This window comes from Tenacibaculum mesophilum, assembly GCF_003867075.1.
GTDB lineage: Bacteria > Bacteroidota > Bacteroidia > Flavobacteriales > Flavobacteriaceae > Polaribacter > Polaribacter mesophilus.
Genome location: NZ_CP032544.1, coordinates 1,679,238 through 1,702,252 on the forward strand (window position 1 = coordinate 1,679,238; position 23,015 = coordinate 1,702,252).

General features: G+C 29.2%; 18 protein-coding genes and 1 pseudogene. 5 read left to right on the forward strand and 14 right to left on the reverse strand.

The window, feature by feature from the left end:
* Positions 1-31: 31 nt before the first annotated feature.
* Positions 32-1,732: a gliding motility lipoprotein GldJ gene (gene gldJ, locus D6200_RS07725; RefSeq protein WP_047790231.1), complete on the reverse strand. Its 1,701-nt coding sequence runs from the start codon at positions 1,730-1,732 to the stop codon at positions 32-34.
* Positions 1,733-2,107: 375 nt separating this feature from the next.
* Here gldJ and porV point away from each other — a divergent pair, with 375 nt between their 5' ends.
* The 5 genes from porV (at position 2,108) to D6200_RS07750 (ending at position 8,473) form a co-directional block, all read left to right on the forward strand.
* The gene (gene porV, locus D6200_RS07730) at positions 2,108-3,202 is read left to right on the forward strand and encodes a type IX secretion system outer membrane channel protein PorV (protein ID WP_073184702.1); all 1,095 of its coding nucleotides are present in this window, start codon (positions 2,108-2,110) and stop codon (positions 3,200-3,202) included.
* A gap of 81 nt (positions 3,203-3,283) precedes the next feature.
* Positions 3,284-3,766, forward strand: a complete 483-nt coding sequence (gene cdd / locus D6200_RS07735; protein WP_047790233.1) for a cytidine deaminase — start codon at positions 3,284-3,286, stop codon at positions 3,764-3,766.
* 175 nt (positions 3,767-3,941) lie between these two features.
* The gene (locus tag D6200_RS07740; protein WP_073184704.1) at positions 3,942-5,006 is read left to right on the forward strand and encodes a 3-oxoacyl-ACP synthase III family protein; all 1,065 of its coding nucleotides are present in this window, start codon (positions 3,942-3,944) and stop codon (positions 5,004-5,006) included.
* Between the two features lie 71 nt (positions 5,007-5,077).
* Complete coding sequence (guaA, locus tag D6200_RS07745; protein WP_073184706.1) at positions 5,078-6,613, forward strand: glutamine-hydrolyzing GMP synthase; 1,536 nt, start codon at positions 5,078-5,080, stop codon at positions 6,611-6,613.
* A gap of 30 nt (positions 6,614-6,643) precedes the next feature.
* Positions 6,644-8,473 (forward strand): amino acid ABC transporter substrate-binding protein, encoded by a 1,830-nt coding sequence (locus D6200_RS07750; RefSeq protein ID WP_073184708.1) that lies wholly within the window; start codon positions 6,644-6,646, stop codon positions 8,471-8,473.
* Between the two features lie 57 nt (positions 8,474-8,530).
* Here D6200_RS07750 and rfbB read toward each other — a convergent pair whose 3' ends face one another.
* The 13 genes and pseudogenes from rfbB to D6200_RS07810 form a co-directional block, all read right to left on the reverse strand.
* Complete coding sequence (gene rfbB / locus D6200_RS07755) at positions 8,531-9,577, reverse strand: dTDP-glucose 4,6-dehydratase (protein ID WP_073184710.1); 1,047 nt, start codon at positions 9,575-9,577, stop codon at positions 8,531-8,533.
* Between the two features lie 28 nt (positions 9,578-9,605).
* On the reverse strand, positions 9,606-10,160 hold the full coding sequence (gene rfbC / locus D6200_RS07760; RefSeq protein WP_073184712.1) for a dTDP-4-dehydrorhamnose 3,5-epimerase: 555 nt from the start codon (positions 10,158-10,160) through the stop codon (positions 9,606-9,608).
* Entirely contained in the window at positions 10,160-11,038 is an 879-nt protein-coding gene (rfbA, locus tag D6200_RS07765) for a glucose-1-phosphate thymidylyltransferase RfbA (RefSeq protein WP_047790238.1), read from the reverse strand. Before rfbA ends, rfbC begins: the two co-directional genes overlap by 1 nt.
* A 76-nt stretch (positions 11,039-11,114) precedes the next feature.
* Positions 11,115-11,228 (reverse strand): annotated as a pseudogene (locus D6200_RS15565) (UDP-glucose 4-epimerase GalE); the annotation flags it as partial.
* Positions 11,229-11,616: 388 nt separating this feature from the next.
* The gene (locus D6200_RS07770; protein WP_073184714.1) at positions 11,617-12,693 is read right to left on the reverse strand and encodes a glycosyltransferase family 4 protein; all 1,077 of its coding nucleotides are present in this window, start codon (positions 12,691-12,693) and stop codon (positions 11,617-11,619) included.
* A 104-nt stretch (positions 12,694-12,797) separates the two neighbouring features.
* Positions 12,798-13,991 carry a glycosyltransferase family 4 protein gene (locus tag D6200_RS07775; protein ID WP_047790240.1) on the reverse strand — a complete coding sequence of 398 codons (1,194 nt, stop codon included), beginning with the start codon at positions 13,989-13,991 and terminating at the stop codon, positions 12,798-12,800.
* Positions 13,992-14,406: 415 nt separating this feature from the next.
* A complete protein-coding gene (locus tag D6200_RS07780) occupies positions 14,407-15,507 on the reverse strand; it encodes a glycosyltransferase (RefSeq protein WP_073184717.1) in 1,101 nt (366 codons plus the stop codon).
* On the reverse strand, positions 15,485-16,567 hold the full coding sequence (wecB, locus tag D6200_RS07785; RefSeq protein ID WP_073184719.1) for a non-hydrolyzing UDP-N-acetylglucosamine 2-epimerase: 1,083 nt from the start codon (positions 16,565-16,567) through the stop codon (positions 15,485-15,487). Before wecB ends, D6200_RS07780 begins: the two co-directional genes overlap by 23 nt.
* A 34-nt stretch (positions 16,568-16,601) precedes the next feature.
* Entirely contained in the window at positions 16,602-17,693 is a 1,092-nt protein-coding gene (locus D6200_RS07790) for a glycosyltransferase family protein (RefSeq protein WP_073184722.1), read from the reverse strand.
* A 7-nt stretch (positions 17,694-17,700) separates the two neighbouring features.
* Positions 17,701-18,996: an O-antigen polymerase gene (locus D6200_RS07795; RefSeq protein WP_125064396.1), complete on the reverse strand. Its 1,296-nt coding sequence runs from the start codon at positions 18,994-18,996 to the stop codon at positions 17,701-17,703.
* A gap of 72 nt (positions 18,997-19,068) precedes the next feature.
* Positions 19,069-20,565, reverse strand: a complete 1,497-nt coding sequence (locus D6200_RS07800) for an asparagine synthase C-terminal domain-containing protein (RefSeq protein ID WP_073184725.1) — start codon at positions 20,563-20,565, stop codon at positions 19,069-19,071.
* Between the two features lie 2 nt (positions 20,566-20,567).
* A complete protein-coding gene (locus D6200_RS07805) occupies positions 20,568-21,920 on the reverse strand; it encodes a lipopolysaccharide biosynthesis protein (RefSeq protein WP_073184727.1) in 1,353 nt (450 codons plus the stop codon).
* Positions 21,921-21,925: 5 nt separating this feature from the next.
* Positions 21,926-23,011, reverse strand: coding sequence for a DegT/DnrJ/EryC1/StrS family aminotransferase (locus D6200_RS07810; protein ID WP_073184729.1), 1,086 nt, complete (start codon positions 23,009-23,011; stop codon positions 21,926-21,928).
* Between the last annotated feature and the right edge of the window lie 4 nt (positions 23,012-23,015).

A 23,015-nucleotide genomic window follows, 5' to 3' on the forward strand; every position in this document is an offset into this window, starting at 1 on the left:
ATGAGGTTTTGTTGTATAAAATACTATTTTATTATCTAGCTCTATCTGGTGTAGCTGTTTTTCTTTTATTTAGCACCATTGGTCCCATTTTATCTGTAGCACATCTAAACCCTATGTAGTTTGTTGCCATATATTCTGGGAAATATCTTCTTTGAGCTGGATCTAACCAGTACTCTCTGTCAGCCCAAGAACCACCTTTATATACTCTAGACTTATCACTAATTAATGTAGTTCTTCTCTTATCATCATATTTATAATTATTAACCACATTACCTAATGTGTCAATTTCAGCTTCTGGCTTTTGAGGAGAGTTATACATTCTTTTTGTACGATCTAATTGATCTTTATCTAATCCATAGAACTTAGAAGAAGCCTGATCTCCATCACCTAAACTAGAATTGTTAGCTAAGTTATAATTTCTTCTCATGTAAGTATCTTCTTTAGTAATAGGAATATACTTAACACTTCCCGGTAAATCTTTAGGAACAATTCTACCGTTTTCTAAAGTATCATACTCTACTTCACCATCACCCACAATAACAACTTTACCCTCTTCATTGATTAATTTTTTAGTAAAAATGTTACCTCTAAAATAATTAAAGTCATTTGCTTCAGAATCGATAATTGGTCTATACACATCTTCTACCCATTCAGAAACATTACCAGACATATCATATAGTCCAAAAGCATTAGGAGGGTAACTTCTTACTGCATTAGGAATATCTGATCCATCACTACTCCATCCAGCAATACCACTATAATCTCCTTTTCCTTGCTTAAAGTTAGCTAATTGATCTCCTCTTCTTCTCTTATCTCTGTCACGAGTATACTTTCCACTCCAAGCATATTTTTTTCTTCCTCTAATATTATTATATTCACGGTTTTCAAAAATAGCTTTTGCAGCATATTCCCATTCTACCTCAGTAGGCAGTCTGAATTTTTGAGATAAAATACCATCTGAAGATGTAACCTGTCTACCTGTGAAGGTTCCTTTTTCTGGTTTTGGTTCTCCTTTTACCTTTGGAACTGGTATACCCTTTTTATAAATTGTAGAGTCTCCGTCGAATATCGCGTAAGGATCTGTTAAATAAGTATCGGTATCAAAATTATTTTCTCCTTTAAAGCTTATAGAATCTTCTTTAAAAATGTTTTTTATAACACCTTTATCCATTAAAATTTTCAAGTTAACAGCATTGGTACGCCACTTACAATATTTATTTGCTTGAATCCAACTAACACCTACAACTGGATATTCAGCATAAGAAGGGTGTCTTAAATAACTCTCTGATAAAAGATTCGTATTCCCTAATCCTTTCCTCCATACCAAAGTATCTGGTAATACCGAAGGGTAAATGTTTTTAAACTGTGGATCTTCTGGAGGAAAAACATCTTTAGTATACTGCATAAATAACCCATATTCTGCATTCGTTACCTCTGTTTCATCCATGTAAAAAGTACGAACATGCATTTTTTGTGGAGTTGTATTCCAATCAAACATAACATCATCTTGTACTAATCCCATGGTGAAAGTACCTCCTTCTATGTGAACCATCCCTGGTGGTACATTTTTTCCTTCTTTATACTCTCCCTTTAAATATCCTCCATAGTTTGGGTCATTAAAGTTCCAACCAGTTAATGAAGATTTACTCGACCCACCTCCATTACTTTTACAAGAAGTAATTAATAAACTAGTGATCGCCAATAAACTAAATAATTTCAACGTACTTTTCATGTATTTTTAACTGTTTTTTAAGGGTGTCGCAATTTACAATATTTCTAATTTCTTACAACTAATTTATTTATAAATTCACATTTAGTAACCTTATCTATGCTAGATTACAAACGACAGTTTTTATACTTTAGTATTACGAATCTAAGAAAAAGATTAAAAAACAGACTATTAAAGTTTATTATTTTTTAACAGCCTAAAAATATTTTTTTCATTATTACGTATACAATATATAATATTGTTTAAGCAAACTCGTTTAGTTAGTTAACTAATAAATAAACCATTAAGTTTTATTTATACGAAATCTAAAAAAAGTTACTAGTTATAAACTCCCTCAAGAAAAATTATATATTTGCTAAACAATTAATCAAATTTTACATGAAAAAATTATCTATCGTATTATTTTTTGTGTGCTTTACCCTTCAAAATAAAGCGCAAGCCCAAACATCAATAAACACAACGGCAATGCCTTTCTTATTGATTACACCTGATGCTCGTGCTGGTGGTATGGGAGATATTGGAGTAGCTACCTCTTCAGATGCTTATTCAATTTTTCATAACCCTGCAAAAACTGCATTTAATCAAAATAAAATTAGCATAGGACTCAATTACACGCCTTGGCTTAGAAACTTAACTGACGATATTTTTGTTGGTGGAGGCTCTTACGTTAATAGGTACAGTGAAAAATCTGCTTGGGGTGTTGACTTAAAATACTTTTCTCTTGGAGAAGTTAATTTAACAGATACTAATGGCGGTTCTAATGGAATTGAAAACCCAAATGAATTAGCTATTACTGGTATTTATTCATTAAAGTTGAGTGAAAATTTTTCTATGGGTATAGGTTTAAAGTATATTCATTCTAATTATAAAATCAGAAGTAATGACTCCAACTTAGATGCAGTTAATTCTTTTGCAGTTGATGTTTCTGGTTATTATCAATCTAAGGAAAAAAACTTTGGAAGCTTTAATGGTCGTTACCGATTAGGTTTTAATATCGCTAATATTGGCCCAAAAGTAGAATATAGTCCTGGTGTTCCTAACTTCATCCCAACCAATGCAAAAATTGGTGGTGGTTTTGATTTCATTTTTGATGACAAAAACATTTTGGGACTTAACTTGGAACTTACAAAATTACTTGTTCCTTCAAGTCCTAACTCAGAGAGAAGTTGGTTTGAAGGAATGTTTACATCTTTAGGAGACAGAAGTTTTAGTGAAGAATTGCAAGAAACTACATGGGCTTTAGGTGCAGAATATCTGTATAACAATGCCTTTGCTCTTAGAGCTGGTTATTTTCATGAGAGTGAAGAAAAAGGACAACGTCAATACTTTACCTTAGGTACAGGATTTACTGCTAGAGCTTTTACTTTAGATTTATCTTATTTAATAAATACTGCAGCTGTTAACAACCCGTTAGAAAATACATTACGGTTTTCTTTATCTTTTGATTTAGGAGAACTATATGAAGTATATTAAAAAGTGGTATTTTTTTTATAAATTCGTATCAGAATACAAAAGCAGTCTTACCGACTGCTTTTTTTGACTAATTTATTTACGATGAAGAAAATTGACGTAACTACTAAAGCAACTGTATTTGATAATATATCACAATTATCAACTGAAGATGCTTTTTTAATTCAAAAAGCTATTGAGGCAAGACAAAAAGCTTACGCTCCTTACTCTAAATTTAATGTTGGAGCTGCTGTATTACTAGACAATGGTCAAGTTGTTTTAGGAAACAATCAAGAAAGCGCTGCTTATCCTTCAGGTATGTGCGCAGAACGAGTAGCTATTTGGAAAGCGGGCTCTGAATACCCTAACATGAAAGTACTAAAAATAGCCATTACTGCTGCTTCTGAAAACTCTACGGTAGATAAACCTGTTGGTCCTTGTGGAGCTTGTCGTCAAACATTATCAGAATATGAAATCAACCAAAAACAACCAATTGAAATACTATTTACAGGAGAAGTTGGACAAATAGTAAAAACGGAATCGTTACTTTCATTATTACCTTTTTCATTTGATAGCTCATATTTGTAACAACTACCGAGTATCAAAATCACAAAAAAAGCACCTCTGTTTTTAAAAAAAAACAATTTAACTTGTTTTTTTTAAAAACATAACAAATATTTGAATTTGAATGTAAATAAAACGGTTATCATCAATAAAAATATTTTATTTGTAATTACCAACCCTAAAAAAATCATTTATTTCAATGAAGAAATCAGTAATTACAGGAACAGGTTCATTTATCCCATCTATCAAAAAGGAAAATGCTAACTTTAATAATCATTCATTTTTAAATGCCGATGGAACATCTTTTGACAACCCTAACCCTATAATTATTGAAAAATTCAAATCCATTACTGGCATTGAAGAACGTCGTTACGCTAAAGATGAATATAAAGCTTCAGATTTAGGTTTTTTTGCTGCGCAAAAAGCTATTAAAGACGCTAAAATTAATCAAGAAGAATTAGATTATATTATTTTTGCTCATAATTTTGGTGATGTTAAAAAGAATGCCATTCAAAGTGACATTCTTCCAAGTTTAGCTACTCGTGTAAAACATTTGTTACAAATAAAAACCCCTAACTGTGTTGCCTACGATATTTTATTTGGTTGTCCTGGTTGGGTTGAAGGTGTCATTCAAGCACAAGCGTTTATAAAAGCAGGAATTGCTACAAAATGTTTAGTTATTGGTGGTGAGACTTTATCAAGGGTTGTTGACATGAATGACCGTGACTCTATGATTTATAGTGATGGTGCTGGTGCCTGCATCATAGAAGCTACTGATAAAAATGACAGTGGAATTTTAAGCCATGCTTCACAAACCTTTACTAAAGATGAAGCCTACTTTTTATTTTTTGGAAATTCAAACGATAAAAACAAAGACAAAGACGTACGCTACATTAAGATGCATGGAAGAAAAATTTATGAATTTGCCTTAACCAATGTTCCAAAAGCTATGCAAACTGCTTTAGATAAAAGTGGTGTAGCTATTGATGATGTAAAAAAAATATTCATTCATCAGGCCAATGAAAAAATGGATGAAGCTATTATTAAACGCTTTTATCGTTTGTACAAAAAACCAATTCCTGAAGGTGTTATGCCAATGAGCATTCATAAATTAGGAAATAGTTCAGTAGCAACCGTACCTACCCTACTTGATTTAGTTTTAAAAGGAAATATTGAAAACCAAGAAGTAAAAAAAGGAGATGTTATTATTTTAGCATCAGTAGGTGCTGGTATGAATATTAATGCTATAGTTTACAAGATTTAATAGTTTAAAAAACTCTTTAATTTCTTACTAAATATTCTCGCAAATATAAAATGTAAGTACTATTTTTGCGCATGCAACAACACAATGTACTTATATTAGATTTCGGATCGCAATACACACAGTTAATTGCGCGCCGTGTAAGAGAATTAAACATTTATTGTGAAATTCATCCTTACAATAAAATACCACAAAATTTAAACGATTTTAAAGCTGTAATTCTTTCTGGAAGTCCATCATCTGTTCGTTCAGAAGAGGCTCCTCATCCAAATTTGTCTGAAATCAGAGGTAAGAAACCATTATTAGCAGTGTGCTATGGCGCACAATATTTAGCTCATTTTTCAGGTGGTTTAGTAGCTCCTTCTAATACTCGTGAGTATGGTAGAGCTAACTTATCTTTTATTAAAGAAGGAGAGGAATTTTTTAAAGGGATTTCTGAAGGAAGCCAAGTTTGGATGAGCCATTCAGATACTATTAAAGAATTGCCTACTGGCGGAACATTATTAGCAAGTACTCACGATGTTGATAATGCTGCTTATAAAATTGAAGGTGAAACTACCTATGCCATCCAATTTCATCCAGAGGTTTATCATTCTACTGATGGTAAACAATTATTACAAAATTTTTTAGTTACTATAGCTGGGGTAGCTCAAACATGGACACCAGATTCTTTTGTTGACGAAACTGTAGCTGAATTAAAAGCTAAGATTGGTAATGACAAAGTTGTTTTAGGTTTATCTGGAGGAGTAGATTCTACCGTAGCTGCAGTTTTATTACACAAAGCAATTGGAAGTAATTTGCACTGTATTTTCGTAAACAACGGATTGTTACGTAAAAATGAGTTCACCGACGTATTAAAACAATACGAAGGTATGGGGTTAAACGTTAAAGGGGTCGATGCTTCGGCACGTTTTTTGGACGAACTAGCTGGATTAAGTGACCCAGAAGCAAAACGTAAAGCTATTGGTAAGGTTTTTATTGATGTTTTTGATGATGAAGCACACCAAATAGAAGATGCCAAATGGTTAGCACAGGGAACAATTTATCCCGATGTAATTGAGTCAGTTTCAGTTAATGGAGGTCCTTCAGCTACTATTAAAAGTCATCATAATGTAGGTGGTTTACCTGATTTCATGAAATTGAAAGTTGTTGAGCCTTTACGTATGATTTTTAAAGATGAAGTACGTAGGGTTGGTGCTTCTATGGGAATTGATAAAGAATTATTAGGTCGTCACCCTTTTCCTGGGCCTGGTTTAGCTATTAGAATCTTAGGAGATATTACAGCTGAAAAGGTTCGTATTTTACAAGAAGTAGATGCTGTATTCATCAACGGATTAAAAGAAAGTGGGTTGTATAATAAAGTATGGCAAGCTGGTGCTATTTTATTACCCGTAAATTCTGTTGGGGTTATGGGAGATGAAAGAACCTACGAAAAAGTGGTAGCTTTACGAGCTGTAGAAAGCACTGATGGTATGACTGCTGACTGGGTAAATTTACCTTATGAGTTTTTACAAAAAACATCAAATAAAATAATTAATAATGTAAAAGGTGTAAACAGAGTTGTATATGACATTAGCTCTAAACCACCAGCAACAATTGAGTGGGAATAAAAATCCACCATTAATATAAAAAAAGAGTAGATGAAGAAATTACAGTTTTTACTATTAGTTTGTGTTTTAACTTTTGCCGTTTCTTGTGGCCAGCAAAAACGTTATGTATCCTACAAAATTCAAGAAGGTGAAACGATGCGAGACATTGCGGATCGTTTAGACATAAAAACGAAAGATTTATTACGTTTAAACCCTGATGTCGGAAGACGTCCTGAAGCTAACACAGTAATTGTAATACCAAACCCTAAAATTAAAAAGAGTACTTCTTCGTCTACTACCTCAGCTGAAGAAGAGGTAAATACTACCGATACTAATAATAACAAAGGTACGGCTATTGAAACTGGAGAAGATGATACTGTTTTTCAACAAACAGTTGTTGAGTATGAAACTCACGAAGTTCAAAAGGGAGAAACTGTGTATCGTATTACAAAACAATATGGTATAACAAAAGAGGATTTAATTAAATTTAACCCTGAGTACACCAATATTCAAAGTAATAATTTAAGTATTGGTCAGATATTAAAGGTTAAGGCTTTAGAAAAAACAGTTACTATTAATAAAAATGAAGTTTTAGAAAAATTCTTAACGCATACTGTTAAGAGTAAAGAAACTATGTATAGTTTAACTCGTTTTTACAATGTATCTAAAGAGGACTTACTACGCTTGAACCCAGAATATCCAGATTTGGCTGACAATAAATTATCAGTAGGTCAATTATTAAAAATAAAACCTATTGAAGAGGTTAGTAAAAGAGAAAACTATTCTTTTTACAAAGATTCTATTCAAGTTAACACATCTATTAATCTTGCTATTTTACTTCCTTTCAAGGCTGATGAATATAGTGAAAAATCAAATAAAGATATTTTTGATGACAACCCTTTAACTAATATGGTAACTGACTTCTATATGGGAGCAGAAATTGCTATTGATTCTATAAAAAGACAAGGAGTTAAAGTAAATGTTAACGTTTTTGATACAGGAAATAGAGGAAAGAATGTAACCACAATTCTTGAAAATAAAAAATTAGAAAATACAGATGTAATTATTGGTCCTTTTTATTCTGATAAAGCAGAAGTTATTGCTCGTAATGTAAACTCTAAAGTCGTTTTTCCACACTACTCTAATAAACAAGATAAATTTTCTTCACCTAAGTTAATTAAGACAGCTCCTGAAAAAAACAGCTATCAGATATACTTAGCATCTTATTTAAAAGATAGTTATAAAGATCAAGAAATATTTATTGTCAGTGACGAAAAGAAAGACACAAATTCAAAAGTTTCTATAATTATATCTGAACTAAAAAAACATGATAGTATTAATAATATACATGTCTTAAAGCCTGAAAAAGGCTATATAAAGAGAACGCGTTTTACAAGTAAGATGTCTTCTAAAAGACATAACTGGGTTATAATTGCTTCTGACGACAATGTAGTAGTTGCTGATGCTCTAAATAGTATGATTAGTTTACCTGACGAAACTAAAGTTCAGGTATTTGCTATTAGTAAAGGCAATGCTTACGATAAGATTGATAATAATAAACTTGCTAGTATAAATTTCACTTATGTTTCTAATACTTATTCAGACGAAAATGCCATAGAAACTAAAGATTTTAACAATAAATATTTACAAAAAAACAACACTATTCCTTCAGACTATGCTATTAAAGGTTTTGATATAACATATGATGTTTTAATGCGTTTGGCTTCAGGAAATGAACTTACAGACACCTTTAAAAAAGGTGTTTCTTTACGTGTTGAAAATAAATTTGACTACCATAAAAAGATGTTTGGGAGCAGTGGAAATCAAGGTTTATTTATTGTTAAATACAATGAAGATTTAAGTTTAAGTAGACTTAGATAAAATCTAATCTAAATTTTATAATACAAAAGCCAAAACTAAAAAGTTTTGGCTTTTGTATTACCCATACATTTCTTTGTAATATTTTTGGTACTCTCCACTTGTGACATTCTTAACCCAATCTTTATTTTTCAAATACCATTTAACTGTTTTTTCTATTCCTTCTTCAAATTGTAAAGAAGGTTTCCATCCTAGCTCATTCTTAAGCTTTGATGCGTCTATTGCATAACGAAAATCATGACCTGCTCTATCTTTAACGTGAGTGATAAGTTTTTCTGACGCTCCTTCATCTCTTCCAAGAAACTTATCTACTACTTTTATTAGAACTTTAATTAAATCAATATTTTTCCATTCATTAAGCCCTCCAATATTATACGTATCTCCAATTATCCCTTTATGAAAAATAACATCTATTGCTTTCGCATGATCTTCCACGTATAACCAATCTCTTACATTTTCTCCTTTACCGTACACTGGTAAAGGTTTGTTACTACAAATATTATTAATGAATAACGGAATTAATTTCTCAGGAAACTGATATGATCCGTAATTATTTGAACAGTTAGAAATTACGATTGGCAAACCATAGGTGTTTTTGTATGCCCTTACAAAATGATCTGATGAAGCTTTGGATGCTGAATATGGTGATTGGGGATTATACGAAGTTTTTTCAGTAAAAAAACCATCATTTCCTAAACTTCCATAAACCTCATCCGTAGAAATATGATAAAACAATTTTCCTTTAAAATTGTCTTTCCAACTATTTTTTGCTACTTCTAATAAATTTAAGGTTCCATAAACATTTGTTTTAACAAACGACAAAGGATCTGTAATAGAGCGATCTACATGCGATTCAGCTGCTAAATGAATAATTCCATCAATTGAATAGCTAGAAAACAATTTTTTCAATAAATCTTCATCGCAAATATCTCCTTTTACAAAGGTGTAGTTCGGTTGATGCTCAATGTCTTTTAAATTTTCTAGATTTCCTGCGTATGTTAACGCATCTAAATTTACTATGTGTTTGTTTGGGTATTTATTTACAAACAATCTTACCACATGAGAGCCTATAAAGCCAGCTCCTCCTGTAATTAATATATTCCTCATGAAAGTTTAGTATATAAACTCAAAGTTACTAATAAATAAACGGAGTTTTTAACTCTGTAAAAGTAGAAAGTTGTTGGTCTTTTGAAGAAAGTATTATGTCTTCAGTATCAATTCTCCAATCAATATTCAATGTAGTATCATTCCAAATAATTCCTGAGTCATATTCAGGGGCATACCAATTATCTACTTTGTATGCAAAAACAGCTTCTTTGGATAAGGTTACAAATCCGTGTGCAAACCCTCTCGGTATAAATAGTTGTTTTTTATTTTCTTCAGATAATTCTAAGGTGATGTACTTACTATAGGTAGGTGAATCTTTTCGAACATCCACAACTACATCTAATACTTTTCCTTGAATACATCGCACTAGCTTCGCTTGAGCAAAAGGTGGCTTTTGAAAATGTAATCCGCGTAGAACTCCATAAGTCGATTTCGACTCATTGTCTTGAACAAAATTTACATTTCCTATATTTTCTTTAAATTCTTTTTGATTGAAAGATTCAAAAAAATACCCTCTTTGATCTCCAAAAATTTTTGGTTCAATAACAACAACTTCAGGAATTTTGGTCTTCGTAAAAATCATTATTTCTCTTTTGCTAAGTTTAATAAATATTGTCCGTAGCTGTTTTTTTTCAAAGGTCCTGCTAAATTTCTGACTTGTTCCTTATTAATATACCCCATATAGAGCGCTATTTCTTCTATACATGCTACTTTTAAACCTTGACGTTTTTCAATGGTTTCAATAAATTGACTTGCTTCTAATAAAGAATCATGCGTCCCGGTATCTAACCAAGCAAAACCACGTCCCATCAATTCAACTTTTAGTTGTTCGTTTTCTAAATAATACTGGTTTACAGAAGTAATTTCCAACTCTCCTCTTTCTGATGGTTTTACATTTTTGGCTACTTGAATTACATCATTTGGATAAAAATACAAACCAACTACCGCATAATTAGATTTAGGAATCTCAGGTTTTTCTATAATAGAAATAGCATTTCCATTAACATCAAAATCTACTACTCCGTAACGTTGAGGATCTTTTACATTGTATCCAAAAACAGTGGCTTTATTTTTTTCTTTTATATTATCAATTGCAGATTGTAACATTTCAGGTAATCCATGACCATAAAAAATATTATCTCCTAAAATAAGACAAACATCATCCTTCGCTATAAATTCTTCACCAATGATAAATGCTTGTGCTAATCCGTCAGGTGAAGGTTGTACTGCATAACTTAAGTGTATTCCTAAATCATTACCATCTCCTAATAATTTTTGAAAACTTGGAAGATCATCTGGTGTAGAGATAATTAATATTTCTCGAATACCAGCTAACATCAATACTGATAATGGATAATAAATCATCGGTTTATCATATACCGGAAGTAACTGCTTTGATACTCCTTTAGTAATTGGATATAATCGTGTTCCCGAACCTCCTGCTAATATAATACCCTTCATTTATCAAACGTTTAAAGTACGCTAATTTATAGAAAAAATAAAGCTCAGGAAAACCTGAGCTTTGAATTCTAAATTATTACTGTTTTTGCTGCCATTTCCAGGCGGATAATAAAGCCTCTTCTAATGTTTCTTGAGGCTTCCATCCTAAAACTTCATTCGCTTTAGTTGTATCTGCATATACATATGTAACAATGTATTACTCCATCAATTACACTCTCATTAAAAAAGCTATGTACTACTTTTTTATCTCTTAGGTATATTTAATAAAAGTTTGGTTTAACATTAGAAATCTCAGTTATTTGACCTAATACTTCAATTTTACTGTTTGATTAATCATCAATAATTATAACTTAAAAACTTTCGTTTTGTAGTTCTATAACTACATGAAATCCTATAAATCCTAAATTATTTGTTACGAGTATTTTTTGCGTTTATAAGAAATTTTTAATGTGTCTTTTAAAGTATAATATTTCAAGAGTAATTAAGTTTAGTGTAAAAGGTATCTCTATTGTTGTAAAAGAAGCTTCTTTTTCTATAAAAACACACTTAAAATGGAGTCTGCTACTCTATTTAGAAAATTAGCGTTTTTTTTTTAAGTCATTAGACTCATTTTTTTTTAACAAATAAAAAATAGCTAAATAAAAAACCATTGATAATAAAACAAAAAACAATAATAAAATAAAACTATTAAATCTCATTGACAACAAATATATTATCAATGTAATAATCATGTTTATTATAACTATAAAAAATGTTGTTTTTTTATGAGTAAAACCTCTATCTATAAAAATATGGTGTACATGATTTCTATCTGCTATAAAAAAGCTTTTTTTATTTACAGTTCTAATAATAAAAACCCTTATAGTATCAAGAATAGGGATTGATATTATTGAAGTTATAATTATAGGTAAATTTTCAGGTAAAACTCCTATAGACCCAATTTCTTTTTGATATGATAGTATTTTTAATGCCAATACAGCTATTAGAAAGCCTATAATCATAGAACCGGTATCCCCCATAAATATCTTTTTCTTTTCAGATAAGTTATAAGTCAAAAAAGCTAGTAGTGTCCCTACGATAACCATACATAGAAAGAAATAATAATTCTTTTCTAAAAAGTAAAAAATAACAGCAAAAAATGTAAATATTGTTATTCCAACTGAAGAAGCTAAACCATCAATACCATCAATTAGGTTAAATGAATTTATTATAAAGAAAATTGAAAAATAAATAAAGAATAAGTAAAACCAATAATTTAATTCAGTTATTCCTAAAAAGCCTCCCAGAGACTCTATCAACAAATTATTATCACATACTAAAAAAGTTATGGCTAATATTTGGGCTATCGATTTTGTAGTAGCTGACAATGCTACTAAGTCGTCTTTCAAACCAATTATAAACAAAACAGTCAAGCTCACCATTAAGTTTAAACTTATGATATCTTCATCCCATTTTTTTAAAAAGAAAAAAGACAATATTATAGTTATAAAAAAAGCGACTCCTCCAAGTGTTGGTGTTACTCTTTTGTGAGAACTCCTTATATTAGGTTCATCTAGCAATTTCTTATGAAACACTACTTTAATTATTTTAGGTATAATACAATAGGTTACTAAAAAAGAACCTAACAAAAACATACCCAATAAGCCTAACAACATAATAGCATGGAATTTTTAACGCAAAATTAAGAAAGTTACTGGCATTAAAAAATTTATTCTTCTTTTTTTATCTTCTAGTTGACATTAGTACTTTTATTATTGTTTTAAATAGTAATAAAATTTATCATTTTAATAGCTAAATTAGTTCTATCAAAATCTTCTATAAACTTGTCAAACCCTTCTTTTTTAATCTTTTTTTCACTTAAATAATCTAGTTGTTTTAAAAAAGCTATTTTATTTTCAGGTGTAAAAGACACTCCTATTCCATACCTCTCAATAATGTCTTTCGCTTCACCTTCTAGTCCTAATAATATAGGTTTATACATTGCAGCATTTTCAAATATTTTTGAAGGAATAGCTCCTTTAAAAGTGTCTGATTTTTTCAAGTTAACAAGACTTATGTCTGATATTGATATATAATCTCTAATTTTATTTTTAGGTTGCATTCCTATCATAGTAACATTTCTTAACTTCAACTCATTTTTCAATTGAATTAACCTATCCTTTTCCGCTCCTTCACCTATAAATAAGAAATGATAATCTTCAGAAACTTCTTTAATCGACTTTAAAATAAAATCTAAAGCGTGAGCCATTCCATGAGTACCTATATAACTTACTATAATTTTTTTCTCTACACCTAACTCTTTAAGTAATCTTTCTTTTTTAGGAGTTGGATAAAAAAATTCCTTATTTACACCATTTCTTATAACTTCTATTTTCTCTGAATCGATACTATGTTCTTTAACTATATAGTCTTTAATACTATTTGTAACTACTATAATTTTGTGTGCACTTTTATACATTCTTTTTTCTAAAAATTCGAAAAAACGTATTGCTACACCGTCCTTCATCACTCCAACAGTTTTGATAGATTCTGGCCAGATATCTCTTACTTCCATTACCCATTTTTTTCTTTTCCAAAAACCTAACCACCTTCCTGAAATAGCAGTAAAGAATTGTGGAGAAGTAGCTATAATTATATCTGTCTTTAAAAATATTCCAACAAAGAATGAGCTAATCATAAAGCTTAAATAATCAAATACTCTTTTCAAAAATCCTTCATTTGCTGTAATATAAGTCCACACCCTGATTACATTAATTCCTTCAATTTTTTCTTTTTGAAATATTTTATTCTTATATCCTTTGAATACTTTCCCTTTTGGAAAGTTAGGAACTCCAGTTATTACAGTTACATCATATCCTTTTTTAACCCAAACTTTACAGTGTTCAAGTGTTCTGGTGGCTGGAGCATTTAATTCGGGATAGAAATTATCCGTTAAAAACAAAACTCTTTTCATCCTCTTTAAAACATATTATTAATTTGTTCTTAAATTTATTGACTGTAAATAGTATCTCCTTTTATGAAAACATTTACATTACACATTGTTTTTTTCTCATTCAATATTTCTAACTGATTCTCTGATTAAACATCATCTTTATTACAAAAAACAATAAAACAACCAGAAGTTCTATTGAGTTGTTTCTTGTTAAACCTACTCCTAAATTAGTTTCTAGTTGAAAAAGTTATCTTGCAATTTCTGTGTACATAAACATACTAACCCCTTGTATATTAACAAAATAACTATCTATTATTAAAAGTTCCCTATTAGTATATACTTGTTTCTTGAATGAGTTTTTCCAAGTTGTGTTGATGTTATTGATATCTTTATATTTTTAATAACCTCATTGCACTTGAGCAAATATTAAAATCAATTAAACACCCAACTCTTCCTCGTATATTTTAATCATCTGCTGTACATTTTCTTCCCAATTGTACATTTTTTCTACTCTTTTTCTACCTGCTTTTCCCATTTGTTCTTGAAGATTTTTATCTAAAATTAATTTTTCTAAGGCTTGAACTGTTTTATCAATATTTTGTCCTGGAACTACAATTCCAGTTACACCGTCTTTAACGACCTCAGGCAAACCTCCTACATTACTAACAATAACTGGTTTCTCACAGGATGAGGATTCAATAATAGCTACTCCAAAACTCTCTTCTTTTGATAAGTAAACAGAGATTGACAACATATTATGATAATTAGGTATATTCTCAAAAGGAATTTTCCCAGTAAAAACAACCTTATCTTCTATATTTAACTTTTTTGTTTGATTTTTTAACTCTCTTTCTTGACTGCCTTCTCCTACAATTAATAATTTTAAAGGTAAGTTTTTGTACTTCTTACAAATAACTGCAAAAGCTTCGATCAAGTATTTTATCCCATAAATTTCTTCTAAAGCTTTTATCGTTCCTATCACAATATCTTCTTCATTAAATAATGTTTCTTTTTTTTGGTTACTGAACTTTTCTATATCTACTCCAAAAGGTGTTATTATTATTTTTTTTTCTGTATACAAACTTGTTTCCTTTGCCATTATATGAGAAGTTGATAAAATTTTATTAGCTTTTCTTAAGTTAAATTTAAGTATACTTCTATATAAAAATGACTTTTTAGGAAAACTAAAAACATCTGACCCCCAAACAGATAGTATAAATGGAGAAAAATTACAAAGTGCTCCCAAAACACCATAACTAGAAGCATAATGCGCATGTACAATATCAGGTTCTATTTCACCTATTACTTTTTTTAATTGAGGAAGTAATTTTAAATATCTTACTTTATCCAAAGTACTTTCACTTCTTGTTACTTTTACAGTACTATCGTAAATTTTTATTGCAGGATACTCTTCATAGTCCACTACTTTGCATTTATTTATACTAAATATTGAAACATCTATGCTTTTTTTAAACAAAGAAGTTGCCCACTTAATTGTATGAATACTATTACAATCAGACAATAATAATATTTTCATAACTTTTTATTTCTCTTATAATTTTTTCACTTGCTTTACCTCCTCCAAATAAATTTAATGAGAAATCAATATTAGCATTTTTCATTGTTTTGTATCCGTCTAAGATAGCTTCTTTATTTGCTCCTACTAAAATATTAGCTTTATTTTCTACTAATCCAGCCCACTCAGTATCATCTCTCAGTGTTACACATGGTTTTTCAAAGAAGAAAGCTTCTTTTTGTAAACCGCCACTATCGGTCATTACTAACTTACAATTATTAATTAACCACACCATTTCCAAATAACCTATTGGATCTATAATTGTAATATTAGTAGATAAATCAATATTGTTTTCTTTTAATACTTTTTTTGTTCTAGGGTGTAGAGGTAATATCACTTGGCTTTCTTTCGCTATTATTTCAATAGCTTCAAATATGTTTTTCAATCTATACAAATCGTTTGTATTTTCAGCTCTATGGATAGTTGATAAAATAAAATTTTTTTTGATATCTATTTTAGGCTTTCTAGCAAACTGCTTATAAAATATAGCTCCGTCCTGCATTACATCTCCAGTATTTACAATCTTACAATCAATATTATCGTATCCTTCTTCTTTTAAATTATGTACTGCGGTGTTGGTAGGGCAAAGCAGTAGATTACTAACTCTATCTGTAAGAATTCTATTTACTTCTTCAGGCATTTTCATATTAAAACTTCGTAAACCAGCTTCAATATGAGCTAATTTTATGTGCAATTTACTTGCAACTATTGCGCCTGCTAACGTTGAGTTAGTGTCTCCATAAACTAATATCCAATCTGGAGCCTCTTCTAAAGCTATTTCCTCAATCTTTTCCATCATCTGCCCAGTCATAACTGCATGAGTTTTGCCTCCTATACCTAAAAAATAATCTGGTTTTGGTATTTTCATTTCATCAAAAAAAACATCACTCATGTTTTTATCATAATGCTGTCCAGTATGTATAATTATTTCTTGAATTGTATCATGTTTTAAAATCTCACGACTCACACTTCCCGCTTTAATAAATTGAGGTCTAGCCCCAAGAATAGTAAGTATTTTCATTCTTATTCTTTTTAAAGTTTATTTTTCCTTTTGTTTAAATTAAACTTAGGTCATTATCAATCTTCTCAATTCTTGATTCCCAAGTATTATCTTCTATAATATTTTCTATGTTCTTTTTTTTCAATAAAACCTCTTGAGGATTTTTATTGATAAACAGAATTAACTTTTTCAACTCTTTCTCTTCATAAGGAATAACCCAGCCAATATTATTTTCACTAACAAAACTGCCTACTGCTGTACCCTCAACAGCTATTATTGGTTTTCTATAACTAAGATATTCGAAAAGTTTTACTCCCACGGCAAAGCTCCAAATTTTTTGTGGCTTTACAAAGTAAACTCCAATTGTGCTTTTATCGTAGATTTCTTTTAATTCATCTCCACTTTTATGATAAACATTTATACAGTTCGAATAACTTTGGTAATTATTAACATATTGTTTCCATTCGTTTTCTCTTGTACATAAATTGATAGCATTAACACCTACTTCACATACTACTTTAACAAATAACTTAATATCATAAATTGGTGAAATTCCTCCAATGTAAATAAAATCTATCTCATTGCTATTTATTTCTTTTTTTGGTATTATTGAGCTAGAAATAGCGGGTGGTAATTCTTTGATTTCACAATTTATTTCAACGGGAATATAATTGTTCATTAATTTTGACGGAAGGTATAAAATATCTAGGCTTTTGTTGTAATTGTATAAATCAAACTTATAAAAAGATTTTGCTAATATCCTTTTAAAAAAAGAAGTTCTTTTTTTATATTCTTCAAAAACCCAATACACATCTCTATAGAAAAGACCTATCTTTATATTGTTTTTTTTACAAAACCTAAAGAATTTAAAATCTAAAAAAGGAGCTATGGGTAAGTGATGTGGTTCTGTCAATGCTGTCGGCATAGTAGAGCTTTCGCTATATAAATAAGAGTAGTTAACCCCTTGTTTTATATTCTGTTTTATCTTTCTTATTTGCTTTCTCCTTTCTTTTACTCTTCCCATTACTACATCCACATGATAACCAACATTTTTAAAAGCTTCTAACATTTTAACAGGTCTTATTTGAGAGCCTGAAGCTAAGTTTTTATTAATCTGATTAGGTATATGGAAAATTATTCTTTTCATTTTTTATTTAAAAAATTGATGAGTGTGTTTTGTTATATATTATATATAATGCTTTACTCGTTAAATACACGGAAAATAAAATCCCCATTAAAATTAAATATTGCATATTATAAAAGTAATCATTTATCCCTCCTGTAACTGAAGAGCTATAACTAAAATAAGCCAATAAGGCCAAAGTAATTGGTGTTTTTTTAAACGACAAAAGTAGTCTAAATAATGTTTGTATTACTGCCCCTACATATAAAGGAGCTATCACAACTCCTATAACTCCAAAATTAGCCCAAGCTTCCCCTATAAAAAGAGAATTAACAACACCTTGAACTTCAGCAAAACGGGGGTTTGCTTTTAGCATTACCAATCTTGCCGCCCTTTCAGAGTGGTTTAAATCTAAAGTATTCGACAATACATTTGAAAATGAATTAATTCCTATAAAATCATAAACTCGGGGGAAGTAATCAAACATTAAATAGGTACCACCTGCTTGTGATAAAAAAACTCGTCCTAAAATACCAGAACTATAATTTGAAAACAACATTGTCACATCTGTTTTTTGAGATATTTTCATATAGGCTATAACAATTAAAATCATTGTTAAGCTTCCAAAATAAATTAGTACTTTCTTTCTTATTGTACCATTAATAAGAATCTTTAAAAACATAAAACCTAAAAGAAAAAAAACAAACCTAGATTTTTCAAGATTATATGTTAATATTAAAAAAGAAAACATGAACATTATTAAAAAAATGATTAAATCTTTTTTTGATTTTGTTTTTTTATAGTAACAATAAAAAATAAAAGTTAAAATTGGAGTTAATGTTATTCCAAAAATGTTCCTTATAAATACATTTCCTGCAAAATTTCTTGAAGAATTTGCTCTCAATCCAGCTAACTCTATAACTGTAGCATTACCTTTAATTACTTTTAAAATAGGTATTTCTGACAAATAATGAAAGGTGTAAAAAATTGATAATATACAAATAATTGAAATTAAATATAAAGGTAACCGTATGTAAGAGTCTTTAAAACTTATTACAGAAACAATTTTTTTTTTTGCATACTCATTTAAATAAGTTTTAACTTCACCTTTAAAGAAAAGATTGGCAAAAAGCATCCCTATGGGCATAGCAACCATAGTATACATAACAGCTAACCATCCATAAAACCGAGAACTTTCGTAATAAATTTTATCAATCATATAATGGTTATCTAATTTATTTACAACCAATAATGCAGCAAAAAAAGACTGTACTAGTAAATTGAAATAAAAAACCCAAGAAATCATGTTTAATCTATTAAGTTGCATAGTACCCGCCGCTTTTTTAAACAATTTAAAAGAAACAAGTAAAACAAATAGGCTTATAAGAAGATAAATCATTTATTTATTTTTTACCACATCCTCTAACTCCTTAACTAACAATGAGTTTATTGAGCTATGAGAAAATCTAAATTTATAATTAAAAATTCCGTACCACCCCATTGGATGTTCTTTATTTAAAATAGAATTAGTAATATTTAAGTAGATCACGCGTGCCCATTTTAAATAGTACTTATATATTTTTAATTCTGTTACCAAATTAGTTTTTATTTCTGGTATATGCCATTTATCTTTTGAACTTATAAATTCAAAATATAATTTTCTATTTAAACGTTCTTGATTGTTAACCCTCAACCAAAATTCTATTAATCTTACATCCCAAAGGGGAATACTCCATTCGTAACCAAAATACTCATAAACCCTAACTGAATTAACTATAAATTTTGCTTGTCTCTCCTTAAAATTCCATTCTTCAAAAGAATTCACATAGTCTGAGTTATTTAAATATTTTTCTACTTGTTTATTAACAAGTGAATACAATGTTTTAAAATTTAAACTAAAATTAAGGATATAATTTTTCCAGAGAATTTCATATACGAAAACTTCTCTTGTTTTACAGTTTAATACTCTTTGATTTAGGTGACTACCTGCAATAAAATCTCCTGAATGTCCAGGTACAATAATAGCATCGTCTGGTATTAACTTATTGTCTTTCAATTCTTTTATAGCTATAAAATCCTGAATATGTGGTAATGAAACACCATCAAATGTTTCCTCCACATATTTAAGCACCCTGGATTGTGACCATTTACTTTTTGTATACTCTACAAAATGCCATTCATATCCATAAAAATTTGCTACCTCTTTAGATATATTCGATTCTTTATTTCCTTTGACCCCATAAGTAAAACAAATAACTTTATTGGGTACTTTATATTTATGTAAATACTGCACAATAATTCTAGAGTCATAACCGCCACTTAAAGGAATAACAATAGTTTTATCTTTTGTGGCAGTAATAAAATCCTTAAAAACAGCATCGTAAATAGAATTTATCTTTTCTTTACAATTTATTTTTGCTGTATGATCATACTTAAATTTAAAATATTCTAAGCTTGTTACTTTATCGTTTTTAAATATATACTTTCTACAGGATTCTAGTGATTTAACTCCGTTGTAAATAGTATTATTATTTGTAACAAAGCCTGTATAAGTAAACTCATCTAAGCAACTATTGTTTATATCTTTTTTATTAAACTTATCGTTAAGATCCGAGATTATATATTCAGAATTATTCTTTTGATAAAATAGGTTAAAGCTTCTTAAAAAGTCTGTTATTACTATAATAGTATTTCCCTCTTCTACAACAAATAAAAATTGTCCATACGTTTTTTTTAACGAATCATTTTCTATTATGTTTTTTGGTAATTGATCCGTTTGATTATTAAATAAATTAGAATTATAAATTACATTATTTAATATAAAGTTTCCTTTAAAGTAAATATTCTGGTATTTACACCACCTAAACCCCTTGTTATTTATTAATGATAATTTCATAATTATAATATTATAAGTTTTAATATTTTTAACAAGCTAAAAACAGCTAAAAACACAATAACTGTAAACTTAAAAACTTTTATTATCGGAATTTTTATCTTATAAAAAACATAAAATACTAAAAATAAATACAATAAAAAACCTACTACTGAATAATAATTAACCATTGATAATTCATCCTCTCCTATCTTTGCGCAAATATAAATTATCAAAACTCTAGAGATGAATACAAAAATTTGAAACAACAAAGCTTGCTTTTGAAAACCCTTAGCGAATAACATTGAGGATAATGGGGAAGATATAAACACAAAAAGAATCCAAATACTTATTGGTTTTGCATACTCACCTGCCAATAACCACTTACTACCAAAAGCAAATACAAATATAGAGTCGCCAAAAAAGAAAATTATAGACAAAGGTAATATACCTACCAATAATAATATTTTATATAATTTCCATGTAATATGTTTTAAATATTCGTCACTAACAAACTCTTGATCTGTAATTCGTTGATAGTACACTTGCCCTATGGCACCTCCTAATAAAATCATAGGCATGCTTAAAACTTTATGAGAAATAGAAAACTGCCCTACAAAACTGGTAGTAAATAAAGCTGAAAATAAAAGTATTGGAATTTGAACAGATGCAGTATTTAAAAGGGTAGATACTAATGTAAACTTCGGGAAATTTATGTATTCTTTTGCAACAAGTTTAAAGTCTTTTTTTGTTTTTTGTTTGTATGAATATAATCCTTCATTTACAAAAAAGGTTTTAATAAGATTAATATTAGCTGAGAAGTTTGATATAATATTCCCTAAAATTAAACCAAATGAGGTAAATTTAAACAGGCCTAATACAATTTGAGAAAAAGATAAACTTAAAGATTTATAAATTTTTGACTTTGATATTTCTTTAAATTTTTTAACTCTTAAATTATAGTAATAAAAGGTTTGATACGTTCCGACCAAAAACGTTAAGACGGGGAAGAAATAAATCCATTTTTTTAAATCATTATTATCTATCAGGAAAACTATATAATCGTAAAAAAGAAAAACTATTAATAATAAAAAAACTGAAAAAAGCGTGTTAAGAATTAAACACAAAAATACTAGATAAACTGCATCCTCCTTTTTTTCAGGCAATGGAATAGCTAACTCATATTTACCCGTTCCTATTACAGCTAATATGGAGTATATAGAAATAAATACTGATAAGGTACCAAAATCAGATGGGGTATAAATCCTAGTTAAAAAAAAATATGCTAATATTGGTATTGCAGAACTTAATGTTGCTCCTGTGGTTAATGTAAGAACATTTTTTAAAAATTCTGATTTTGAAAATAATTTTTGAAGCATTTATCTTATAGTCTAGTCGAAATATATTTTATTTCTTCTTCAGTCAAATAAGGGTTCATTGGTAAACTTAAAATTTCTTTTGAAACATGTTCAGAAATAGGAAAGTCACCTTCATTGTATCCTAAATATTCAAAACACTCCTGTAAATGTAATGGCATCGGGTAATGAACAGCTGTAGGAATTCCGTTTTCTTTTAACTTTACTTGTAACTCTTCCCTGTTTTTTACTCTAATAGAATATTGAGCCCATGCTGAAGTACAATTCTCTTCAACAAATGGTTTTATAACATCAAAGTTATCAATTGTTTTAGTATAATTACCTGCTACTTCTTGCCTTAATTTTAAATCTTTTCTATAATGTTTCATCTTTACATTTAAAACAGCTGCTTGAAGAGTATCTAATCTACCTCCTATTCCAATATGCTTATGATGATACCTTTTAGATTGGCCATGTAGTCGTAATGACTTTATTTTTTCTGCCAACTTACTATCATTAGTAAATACAGCTCCTCCATCTCCAAAACACCCTAAAGGTTTTGCGGGAAAAAAAGAAGTTGTTGAAATATCTCCTAAATTACTATCTGTTTTACCATTATATGTTGAACCAAATGATTGAGCACCATCTATTATTACTTTTAAACCATGTTTATCCGCTATCTTTTGAATAACGTCCATATTTGCTGGTTGTCCGTATAACGAAACAGGCATAATAGCCTTTGTTCTTGTGGTAATTGCTTCTTCTATCTTTGAAGAATCAATATTATATGTTTTCTCATCAATATCAACAAACACTGGTTTGAAACCTAAAAAAGCAATTGTTTCAGCAGTTGCTACAAAAGTAAAAGGTGTTGTTATTATTTCTTCTCCTGGCTTAATATTTAAGCTCATCATTGCTAACAATAAAGCATCTGTTCCAGAAGAGCATGATATTGCATATTTAACCCCAGTAAACGCTTCCAAAGATTTTTCTAATTCAGAAACCTCTTCACCCATTATATAATTAGATTTATTCAATACCACCTGTATTGAAGTGTCTATTTCTTCTTTATATAATTGATACTGATATTGAAGTTTTGCAAAATCTATTTTCATTCTA